We start from the raw sequence: 11,403 nt of genomic DNA on the forward strand, positions 1-11,403 counted from the left end.
CTGGCTCGTTCATGAAGAAAAAGAAAAAATCGTGGTATAATATTAATATGAAGCCGTTAATACAATATATACTAAAAGTACAAGGAAAGCGGATTTTCCGGAAATATAAGCCCGACGTGATAGGCATTACCGGAAGCGTCGGGAAAACGAGCGCTAAAGAGGCGGTTTTTATCGTGCTCAAAAATAAATTTTCCGTCCGCAGAAGCATTAAAAACTATAATAATGAAATCGGCCTGCCTTTGACTTTGATCGGCGAAGAGGCGAAAGGCAAAGATTTTTTCGGCTGGTTCAAGGTTTTTAGCCGGGCCTTAGCCCTTACTTCCCAAACCGATAAAGATTATCCTAAAGTAATGATTTTAGAGATGGGCGCCGACAAGCCGGGCGACATCGCCTATCTATTAAAAATAGTAAAATGTAAAATCGGGATGATAACCCGGATCGGCGAATCCCACCTTGAGGCGTTTAAAACCGTTGACCGGATTAAAAAAGAAAAAGCTTTAATTGTCCGCGAGCTGGAAAAAACCAACTGGGCGGTATTGAATTTTGACGATGAGCGGATTAAGGATATCGCCAAAGACGTTAAAGCTAATTATATTTCTTACGGCATCCATGAAAAAGCCGACTTGCAGGCCTCGGAAATAAATTTGATGAAGATTGATGCTCGTAAAAACGATAAAGACGCGGAAGGCCGAGAAAAGCCGGAACTTGGCGCAAAAAGCTACGGGCTAAGTTTTAAGATGCTCTATAAAGGTTCGGCCGTACCGGTTATTTTAGAAGGAGTGGCGGGACAATCCGCCATTTATGCTTGTCTGGCCGGAGCGGCGGCCGGTATAATTTACGGGATGAATTTAATTGAAATAACGGACGCTTTGAAGAATTACAAAAATCCTAAAGGAAGAATGAATTTTATCCCCGGCGTTAAAAGGACATTAATTTTAGACGACACTTACAATTCATCTCCTCAATCAAGTTTGGAAGCTTTAGAGGTTCTGTCAAAGCTAATGCCCGGCAAAAATGCCCGGCGCTACGCGGTTTTCGGCGATATGCTTGAGCTAGGAGAATATACCGAAGCCGGACACAGAGAGGTCGGGGAAAAAATCGCGGAATTGGAAATTGATGAATTAATCGTCGTTGGAGAAAGGTCAAGAGATATTGCCCGGGGCGCGAAGCAGGCCGGAATGAGCGACGATTTTATTTTTCATTTTTCCGGCAATGAAACCGCCGCCGTTTTCTTGAAAGAAAGGATAAAAGAAGGCGATATAATTTTAGTCAAAGGCTCGCAGGCCGTTCGGATGGAAAAGGTCGTTAAAGAATTAATGGCTGATCCTTTGCGCGCCGGAGAACTTTTAGTCCGGCAGGGTGAAGACTGGGCTTAAGACTGGACACGGGCGGCGGGAGGGATGTAGAATAAAGCCGGTAAAATAACAGGCATGACAAAAAAGAAAAAAGAAAAAGTTATTGTCGCTATGTCAGGAGGAGTGGACTCATCAGTTTCCGCTCTTCTTTTAAAAAGGGCCGGCTTTGAGGCGGAAGGTATTTATATGAAATTGTCCGGAGCCAATCCCCAGGCTGAAAGCGCGGCGCGGAAAGCGGCTAAACAACTGGGGATAAAATTCCGGGTGGTTAACTTATCCAGACAATTCAAGAAAGAAATCATTGATTATTTTATTTCCAGCTATGAAAAGGGCCAGACTCCTAACCCTTGCGTTAGATGCAACCAGCGAATTAAGTTCGGCGAACTTTTGAAGGCCGCGCGGAATTTGGGCGGAGATTTTTTAGCGACCGGGCATTATGTTCAGTCTTCAATTTCAAATTATCAATTATCAATTAACGACCAGAGTGCGCCGGCGCTCGTTAAACCGCCCAAAGCCATTAAATTATCAAGAGCAAAGTTTAAAGACAAGGACCAGTCATATTTTTTGTATACGCTGACGCAGAAGCAGCTGGCGGGTGTATTATTTCCGCTGGGAGATATGGCTGATAAAGATGAGGTGCGGAAAATTGCCGATGAAGCTGGCCTGCCTTATATTAAATCCGAAAGCCAGGATATCTGTTTTCTTTACTGTAACCCGCCTCTTCGGCGGACAGGCGGCCGGGCTATCCAGCATAACGAATTTTTGCGCAAGCATATAAAGCTTAAACCCGGGCCGATCATGCTGATCGAAAAACCGGAAAAGGGCGCGGAAAAATTAAAGGGCAAGGAGACGCTAAATTACGGGCGGACTGTGTCGGCGCTGAAATCCGGCAAAGAAGAGGTAAAGCACCAAGGCTTGCCTTTGTATACCATTGGCCAAAGGAGGGAAATAAGGATTGGCGGAACCGGGCCGTATTATGCCGCTAGGTTTGACGTTAAGAAAAACATTTTATACGTAGTAAAAGATTTTGACGACCCGATTTTATATAAAGATGAACTGACGGCTAAAAACGTGAACTGGATTTCCGGCATTATTCCAAAGATGCCTTTTAAATGCGAAGCCGTAATCCGCTACCGCCACGCGCCGGTAAAGTGCACGGTTATGAAGGCGGGCCTTAAACCTGGCTTAAGGAAAAAGGGTAATAATAAAACTAACAGAAGTAAAACTCTTAAAGTTAAATTTCAAAAACCCCAGCGCGCCATAACGCCTGGCCAAAGCATAGTTTTTTATAAAGGCGAAGAGGTTTTGGGCGGGGGTATAATCGGGTGATAAATCTCGCTAATAAAAAAACGCCCGGGCCAGGCCGCGAGGCGAATTTTAAAGACTAATTAATTTTAAGCCCGGCTGCCTTCCAATACTTTAATCCTCGCTTCATGGTCATCAATTTTTTCCTCTTGTCTTTTTCTGGCTCCGAGCGAAGCAGAAAGTTCAGCTTCGTTATTTTTTAGTAATTTTGTTATTTGGTCTTCCTTGGTTACCAACTTATCAACATACTCCTTGGTAACCATTTTTTCCCTTATGTCTTTTAGTTCTGCTTTGAGTTCCTCCTTGGTAACCATTTTTTCTCTAATATCTTTTGTTTCATTTTTTACTTCTTCTTTTACGATGGTTTTTATGGCAGGCAAAAGAACCTGATCGGTAAATTCAGTCATGTACCCCGCCATATTTTTAAGAGTCAGCGGGGCATCAATGTCTAAGTTACTTTCTCCGTTGCCAATTTCGTTATTAATTGCGTTATCCATATAATTATAAAAGATGTGGATATTTTAAAATTATATCAATATAACAAACTCTTGTCAAAACTAATAAAATTCGCTATAGTTGAATAAATTTACGCTATATAATAGCTATAAAACTATGACCTCAAAAGAGCTAAGACAAAAATATTTAGACTTTTTTAAATCCAAAGGGCACGCGATTATCCCTTCAGCAAGTTTAATTCCGGAAAACGACCCGACGGTTTTATTTACGACCGCCGGCATGCATCCTCTTGTGCCTTACTTAATGGGCGAAAAGCATCCCTTAGGGAAAAGAATCGCTGATTGCCAAAAATGCATTCGGACGACTGATATTGAAGACGTCGGCGACAACCGGCATTTAACTTTTTTTGAAATGCTCGGCAACTGGTCTTTAGGCGACTATTTTAAAAAGGAAGCGATTGAATGGAGCTGGGAATTTATGACGAGTAAAGAATGGCTCGGGCTTGATCCGAAAAGAATTTTTGTTACTGTATTCATGGGCAATGACGATTCTCCGATTGACGAAGAGTCGATTGGGCATTGGAAAAGGATGTACGAGAGCGTAGGAATGAAAGCTGATGTGTGCGATTATAATAAACCCATCGCCAGTAATGTGGATTATCGGATTTTTCCTTTGGCCACTAAAGATAACTGGTGGGGGCCGGCTGGCGAGACCGGACCGTGCGGACCTTGCTCGGAAATGTTTTACGACGTCCGTCCGGAGGCCGGGCCGCTTGAGCTGACCTTTGACGAAGAAGTTGACCGCGGAAGGATTATTGAAATCTGGAACGACGTGTTCATGGAATTCAATAAGACCGGACCGGGCAAATTCGAAAAACTGCCGGCCGCGAATGTTGATACCGGCATGGGGCTAGAGCGCACCCTGACTGTTTTAATGGGCAAAGCCAATGTTTTTGAAACCGAAATTTTCGCCAATGAGTTTAAAAGAATTTCCGAGCTGTCGGGAAAACAATACGGCCAATCAGATGAAATAAATAAAGCCATGCGGATTGTCGCCGACCATCTTAAAGCCGCGACATTCATAATCGGCGATGACAAAGGCATAACCCCGTCGAACGTCGGGGCCGGCTATATTGTCCGCCGTTTAATAAGACGGGCAGTGCGCTACGGAAAAATGCTCGGGATTACGGAAACCCCTTGGACTAAAGAAATTGCTAAAGTCGTGGCTCACGACCTGGGCGATATTTATCCGGAAATAAGGAAAAATATTGATTATGTAATTGAACAATTGAATGAAGAAGAAGCTAAATTTACAAAAACACTGGACAAGGGGCTTAAAGTAATGCAAGGGATAAAATGGAAAGAGATAAAAGAACTGGGTGACCGCGAAGACCCCGAAATTCTTAATAAGGCTAATGCAAAGATTGCGTTTGATTTATACCAGACTTATGGTTTTCCCCTTGAAATGATTGAAGAAGAACTATTTAAAGTAGGAATGTATATTGATGACAAAGAATTTAAATTACAGCTAGAAAAAGGTTTTAAAAAAGAATTAGAAAAGCACCAGGAGCTGTCCCGTACCGCTTCAGCCGGAATGTTTAAAGGCGGGCTGGCGGATGCCGGGGAACAATCAAGGAAATACCATACGGCCACACATCTTTTACTGGCCGCGCTAAGAAAAGTGCTGGGCGACCATATCTATCAAAAGGGATCGAATATTACCGCCGACCGTTTGCGCCTCGATTTTAATAATCCGGAAAAAATGACGGTGGAGCAAATTAAGCAAGTGGAAGACTTGGTAAATGAAGCGATTAAAAAAGATTATCCGGTCATAATGGAAGAGCTGACCCTGGATGAAGCCAAGCAAAAAGGCGCGCTCGGAGTTTTTGAATCCAAATACGGCGAACGGGTGAAAGTTTATACAATCGGGAAAGACGGGGACGTCTTTTCAATGGAAATCTGCGGCGGCCCGCACGTAGAGCATACCGGCGAGCTGGGGGTATTTAAAATCCAAAAAGAAGAAAGCTCATCCGCCGGAGTTAGGAGGATTAAGGCGGTTTTGGAATAAATTTTCATTTAAGCTCAAATATATAAATACCCGCTGTCTTCAGCGGGTATTTATATTGTCAAACGAATTTATAGCTTTAGGGCAGGATGGCATCTTGCGGCGCGACTCATCCATGTGATATGATTTCTTATAATATATGCTTCATAAGAGAATATTTACCATTTTTTTTCTCTTCACCTTTATTTTTCAGGGGACTTTTATTATTTTCAAGCCGGCTTTAGGAGCCGAAGAAATTCCAGCCGAACCAGCGGCCGGGGAGAGCGAGGCTGGCGCAAGCGATAATAATCTACCGCCGGATAATAATACTACCGAAAATAATGAAATTATTGGACTGGGAAATGAAAATCCAGATGGAGAAAGCAGTCCGGTTGACGCGGAGACTCCGGCTGATAATAATACCGAAAACAACGAAGCTGTCCCGGAAGCCGCTCCGCAAGAAGAAGCTTTAACTTTGGATGAAGATCCGGATTTGCCGGTTGATAGGAACGGCGAAAATACATTTTGCAAAAATTGCGACTTAAAGCAAACTAACGGCGCTCTAAATTACACCTACCATTTTGAAATTCCCAAAGGGAGAAACGGAATAGAGCCGGAAATTAATTTAATTTATTCCCAGCTAAACCGGGCGGCCGATTCGATTGCCGGTTACGGGTGGGAGCTGAATACCGGGGGATATGTTGAGCGGGAAAAAAGGAAGGGAATTGAAGACATATACAGCTTAAACGAATTCAAGCTGAATTTTAACGGCGGCACAAGCACCCTTTTACCGGTTGATTTAACCGACAGCACGCACGGCCAATACGGGGCTAAGGCCGAGGAAGCGTTTTTCAAGTATGAATTTTTAGATAACGATAGCTGGCTCGTAACCGATACCCGGGGAACTAAATATTATTACGGCCAGAGCGCCGGTTCCCGGCAGAATCCGACCGGCTATACTTATAAATGGATGCTGGATAAAATAGAGGATACTAACGGCAATTTTGTTAGTTTTTCTTATCATAAAGATTCGGGGCAAATTTATCCGGAAGAGATCGAATATACGAAGCATGGCGAAGAAGAGGGAAAATATTTAATCCGCTTTGAGCCCTTTGCAACAGGTACTTCCACTCCGGCCAGCAATTATTCATATTCAAGCGGAGCCGAAGTGAATACCCGCTATCGGGTCGATAAAATAACGGTTACGGTTATCGGGGAAAATAATGACGATCCCATTAAAGAATACCGGCTTGATTACGGAACCAAATCCTTAATCAGCTATGATTTTTTAACCTCTATCCAGGAGTTCGGCTGGAACGGAAGCGCCTTCGAAAGCCTTCCCGAAATTGAATTTGAATATAATGACGGAGGAACCGGCTGGGATTATTATAATAACAATTCCGGCTACCCTTTTGATATTAACCCGGTTTCACCTTATATTTGGGGAGATTTAAACGCTGACAGCTATGATGATTTTTCCCGGCTGGAAAGCGGCAAGACGGTGGTAAAGAGCTACTTGAATAATACCGGCGCTTGGTGGAATTACACGGATAACTGGCAAATGCCTTATGAGGAAGGCTTGTATGATCACCGGAATAACCTGCTTTTAGATATTAATAATGACGGATACGCCGATTTCCTAAGCTTTAATAATTATTCATTGCTTGATGTTTATATTAATAACAAAACGGACGATTGGGGCGGCCGGCAAAGCAGTTCGGGCTGGTACGCTTACTATCCTCCTAATGGCGCGGTTATCTACGCCGACGCTAACGCTGACGGATTGGCTGATACTTTTAGCTATAGCGGGTGCGGCGGGTCTACCTGCTATATAGCTCCTATATACAATAACGGGACAACCGGCTGGAGCGCTTCTGGCCAAGGGCCTGAAATCTACGAAAGCAATAATACCAGGCTTTTGGATTATAATAATGACGGCTTAAGCGATATTATCGAATGGAATAGCCAGCGAGCGGGAAAATTAATAACCCAAATCGGATCCGAAGACTGGAGAGAAGAAAGTTTTTTCGTGCCCGGACAAAACACTGATTATCTGGGAAATACCTTGCCTTTCATGTTCGCCGATATTAACGGGGACGGGCTTACGGATTTAATTACGCAGGGCGCAACGTCAACTGAAAAATTTTATTTCAGCAACGGCAAAAACGGCTGGTCCGAAGCCGGTGATGATTGGAGTGAAGGCCTTAATCCAATATATCCCGTTCATCACTGGTTTGTTGATCAAAATAATGACGGCTTTACCGATATTATAAGCAGTTCCCGGGAACTATACCGAAACAATACCGCCCAGCCTCCTTACACTTTAAAGAAAGTTAAAAACAATACCGGCGGGGAAGTCGATATAAGCTATAAAAACGCCAAGTCGTATGATAATAATTCCAAAATGAAAAGCGACATGTTTGTCGTGGAAAAAATCAGCTATTACGACCGGGAGGAAAAAAAGGAGGAAAATACTTACTCTTACGAGGGCGGCGCTCATCTGCGGGAAGAGGACGATCCTTTCAGCTGGGAGTTCAGGGGATTTAATGAAATAAAGACTGCCGACCGCGAAGGCAATTATACCCTTGAATTTTTCCATCAGGGAAACGAAACCGCCTCTTCGACCGGAGAATTCGAAGACCATATTTCGAAAAAGGGAAAAATATACCGCCAAGAATCTTATGACGCGAACGGCAACCTGTATTCACTGCGGATAAATAAATACGATAAAACAGATTTGGGAGACGGACGGTTTTTCCCCAAGCTGGTTAGCGCGTTAACTATTGATTATGACGGCAACGAAAGCTATAGGGCTAAAGCCAGCGCTTTCCAATACGACAGTTTCGGAAATATTACCAATAAAATAGATTATGGCGAGGTTAACTCCATAACCGGAAGCGGCGGATTTGCCGATACCGGAACCGATCTGGCTTCAACGACTATCAGCTATATAGCCAGTACGACTCCGAATATTGTCGGCCTGCCTTCGCGCGAACTATTGGAAAACCAAAGCGGAAACAAAGTTCGGGAAACGAAATATTATTATGATAGCTTGGCTTTCGGAAGCGTAAGCCGGGGAAATTTAACCAAAGAAGAAAGATGGAAAACCGGAACCAGTTATGTTGATATAGAAAAAACCTATAATAGCTACGGCCTTATAACCGAGGAAAAAGACCCTAGGGACAAAGCGGCCAGCTTTACTTATGACAGCAGTAATTTAATGGTCGCCACTTCTACCAACCCGCTTAGCCAATCAACCGGGTATTATTACGACTATTCTTCGGGAAAACCGATTAAGACGATTGATCCCAATGGGCGCGCTTTTGAAATAGTCTTGGATGCTTTCGACCGGGTAATCGAAGAGAAACAGCCGGATATTGATACGCCGTCCACCCTGGTTTTAAAATCCAGCTATGAGTATGACGATACCGGCCTGCCGCGGATGATTAAGAAGACCGACTATCTTACGGCCAGTTCGAGCGTTGAAAGCTATACCTATCTTGACGGATTCGGCCGGAAAATTCAGGAAAGAAAAAAGTCCGAAGAAGAAAATATTTATTCGGTAAAAGATTACGCCTACAATAGCCGCGGATTATTGGATAAAGAGACCTTGCCTTATTTTATCTCCGGAGCCAGCTCAACGCCGATGACCGCGACCAGTACTTTGCATATCCTTTATTCTTATGACCCGCTTCAAAGAGTAATGGCTGTAGTGAATAGCATAGCGACAACCACCAGCGCCTATGACGATTGGAAGGTAACCGTAATTGACGGCGAAGAGAAAGAAAAAGGCCTTTACAAAGACGCTTATGATAATTTAGTCCGGGTGGATGAGCATAACGCGACCTCTACCTATTCGACTTATTACGAATATAATCTTTTAAATAACCTTACAAAGATTACCGACGCGCTGGGCAACGTCCGAAACTTCACTTATGACGGATTAGGAAGAAGGCTAACGGCCGAAGACTTGCACGCGGCTGGGGACGGGACTTACGGAACCTGGACCTATACTTTTGACGATTCAGGCAATCTTGATTCGTCCTTGGATCCGAAATCGCAAACCGTAAATTACGCTTACGATGATATTAACCGAATTTTGACTGAAAATTACGCCGGCCAAGCCGGAACCGAAACAAGCTATGGCTATGATGCCTGTTTAAATGGAAAGGGAAGGCTCTGCTCGGCGACAACTACGGCCAGCGTATTGAATTTGTCATATAATCCGCTGGGCCTGGTTTTAAGCGAAAGGAAAACTATCGCAACGACTACTTATGAAACGACGTACGATTACGACCGCCAGGCAAACCAAGCCTTAATAATACTCCCGGATGAAACGGAAATAAAATACGAGTACAATTCCGCGGGCCTTTTGGAGAAAGTTTTAAAAAAAGAGGCCGGGGAGGCCCAATACGCGGACGTGGTTTTGGATTATGACTATTCTCCCTTGGGGCAGGTTGCTTTTAAAGAAGATAATAATGGAAACGTAACCTACGCTAGTTATGACCCGGATAAGCTCTACCGGCTAACGAATAAATATACCCTAAAGCGCCAGTATGAAGAAATGGGGCTTTTAGGAGAAGGCATGAGTCTGGTTGAAAGTCCGCCGGAGTCTGTACCTAGCGGCGAATTAGTCCGGGACGGTTTGGCAATAGCCAATTCCGACGGCTCAATTACTTTAAACAATCCGGTGGAATTAATAGATAAGAGGGATAGAAAAAGCGAATCCTATCTCATAGGCTATGCCCCTGACGGCAAAAGAATAGTTAGGGGGAATTTTTACGGCGGAGATATTAACTATTACGACGGGCAAACGGCAAGCTTTGAAAAAATCGACACTTCTTTAATTGAAGATGGCGGCGGCCTTCCTGTCGGCGAGGAAGGCTGGAGGATGGAAAAAGCCAGCTACCATGCCCGGCTGAAAAAGAATCTGGAAAATGACTTTGTAACTTTTATTAATCAGGGCTGTGAGCTGTCTTTTTCGCTTTTGGGAAAAGACGGCTTAAATATTAAAGCGGAAAAGACGAGCGAAGGGAAGTGGACTGATAAGCAGGCTGTATATAAAGACGCCCTCGGGAAAGGTATCGATCTGTCAATCAGCCTGAATAACGAAGCGCTGATAAAGGAAGCGGTAATTAATAACCTAGCCTCCCTCGGCAGCCTTAAAGGAAAAGAATATTATGAAATTCCTTTTAAGCTTACTTCCAATAAAAAAATCGATATAATAGCCGCTGGCAAAAAATTAAGCGAGGCAGGCAGTATTTTAACTGGTGAAGGGGCGGAAGTTGTTGACGAAGACGGAATAAAATCATATATCTGGGCGCCTTACGCCAAAGACGGCTCGGAAATTATCAATAGTAAAAATATCGAAATTTTTTATGAGATTAAGAGCGACGGAATTTATCTTACGAAAAAAATACCGGTAAGCTGGTTAAAAGAAGCTAACTTCCCGGTTAGAACTGACGCGACCGTAAGCTATTATTCCGGAGCCGGGGACGGCCGGGTTTCCAGCGACGGCTACTCAACCTGGACCCGCTGCCGGAATGAGACTATGGGTAGTTTTGCCGGCCCGACAGTAACTGATGATTATGCCGCCGGCTCATCATTTGTATCTTCGACATGCAGCGTGTTAAGGGGATTTTTTCCGGTTGACACGTCCGCCCTTCCGGAAAACGCGGTTATCAATTCGGCCATAATGAAAATGTATTTACTGTACGTTTATGACGCGGATAATGATGGAAACGATTTTATGGTCTTAGTCCAATCTTCCCAGGCGACCACCACTACTCTTACGGCGGATGACTTTGAGCAGGTTGGAACAACCGAGGGCTCTGACCGGCTAGACCTTACCGGTCAGGCAACCGGGGAATATAAAAGCTTTACTCTGAATGGAACCGGACTGGGATGGATAAATAAATCCGGCAATACTATGCTCGCCCTGCGCGATGGCCACGACCTGCAGGACGAGGAGCCCTCACCCGGTAATTATTTCTACGCGTATTATTCCGAAGAAGCCGGCACTAGCAAGGATCCCTACCTGGAAGTCGTATATTTTGACGATTCGAGCGCGCCTTCCGCCCCCTCCTCCCTCCAAACCGAAGGCGAAACAAACCCGGGATCAGTTATCGACCCCACTCCGGAATTCTCGGCCATATATAACGACCAGGACAACGGGGACGCGGCCTTCTACTACCGCATCCAAATCGCCGCTTCGGCCAACTGGACTAATTTAATTTGGGACTCG

5 protein-coding genes are annotated in these 11,403 nt (G+C 44.3%); 4 read left to right on the forward strand and 1 reads right to left on the reverse strand.

Annotation, left to right across the window (positions count from 1 at the left end; translation table 11 throughout):
- Positions 1 to 47 precede the first annotated feature (47 nt).
- Both murF and mnmA read left to right on the forward strand, forming a co-directional pair.
- On the forward strand, positions 48 to 1,376 hold the full coding sequence (murF, locus tag WC715_04885) for a UDP-N-acetylmuramoyl-tripeptide--D-alanyl-D-alanine ligase (protein ID MFA6171751.1): 1,329 nt from the start codon (positions 48 to 50) through the stop codon (positions 1,374 to 1,376).
- Positions 1,377 to 1,430: 54 nt separating this feature from the next.
- The gene (gene mnmA / locus WC715_04890) at positions 1,431 to 2,684 is read left to right on the forward strand and encodes a tRNA 2-thiouridine(34) synthase MnmA (GenBank protein ID MFA6171752.1); all 1,254 of its coding nucleotides are present in this window, start codon (positions 1,431 to 1,433) and stop codon (positions 2,682 to 2,684) included.
- Positions 2,685 to 2,749: 65 nt separating this feature from the next.
- Here mnmA and WC715_04895 read toward each other — a convergent pair whose 3' ends face one another.
- Entirely contained in the window at positions 2,750 to 3,157 is a 408-nt protein-coding gene (locus WC715_04895; GenBank protein MFA6171753.1) for a hypothetical protein, read from the reverse strand.
- A gap of 115 nt (positions 3,158 to 3,272) precedes the next feature.
- Here WC715_04895 and WC715_04900 point away from each other — a divergent pair, with 115 nt between their 5' ends.
- Positions 3,273 to 5,183, forward strand: a complete 1,911-nt coding sequence (locus WC715_04900; GenBank protein ID MFA6171754.1) for an alanine--tRNA ligase — start codon at positions 3,273 to 3,275, stop codon at positions 5,181 to 5,183.
- A gap of 136 nt (positions 5,184 to 5,319) precedes the next feature.
- A partial coding sequence (locus WC715_04905; protein ID MFA6171755.1) for a SpvB/TcaC N-terminal domain-containing protein occupies positions 5,320 to 11,403 on the forward strand: 6,084 nt, incomplete at its 3' end.

Source organism: Patescibacteria group bacterium (genome assembly GCA_041661505.1).
Classification (GTDB): Bacteria; Patescibacteriota; Patescibacteriia; order Patescibacteriales; family JBAZCA01; genus JBAZCA01.

Bases quoted from the DNA above. Each gene is read 5' to 3' on its own strand.
- WC715_04895 (MFA6171753.1), bottom strand. From the start codon at position 3,157: ATGGATAACGCAATTAATAACGAAATTGGCAACGGAGAAAGTAACTTA.
- murF (MFA6171751.1), top strand. From the start codon at position 48: ATGAAGCCGTTAATACAATATATACTAAAAGTACAAGGAAAGCGGATT.
- WC715_04900 (MFA6171754.1), top strand. From the start codon at position 3,273: ATGACCTCAAAAGAGCTAAGACAAAAATATTTAGACTTTTTTAAATCC.
- mnmA (MFA6171752.1), top strand. From the start codon at position 1,431: ATGACAAAAAAGAAAAAAGAAAAAGTTATTGTCGCTATGTCAGGAGGA.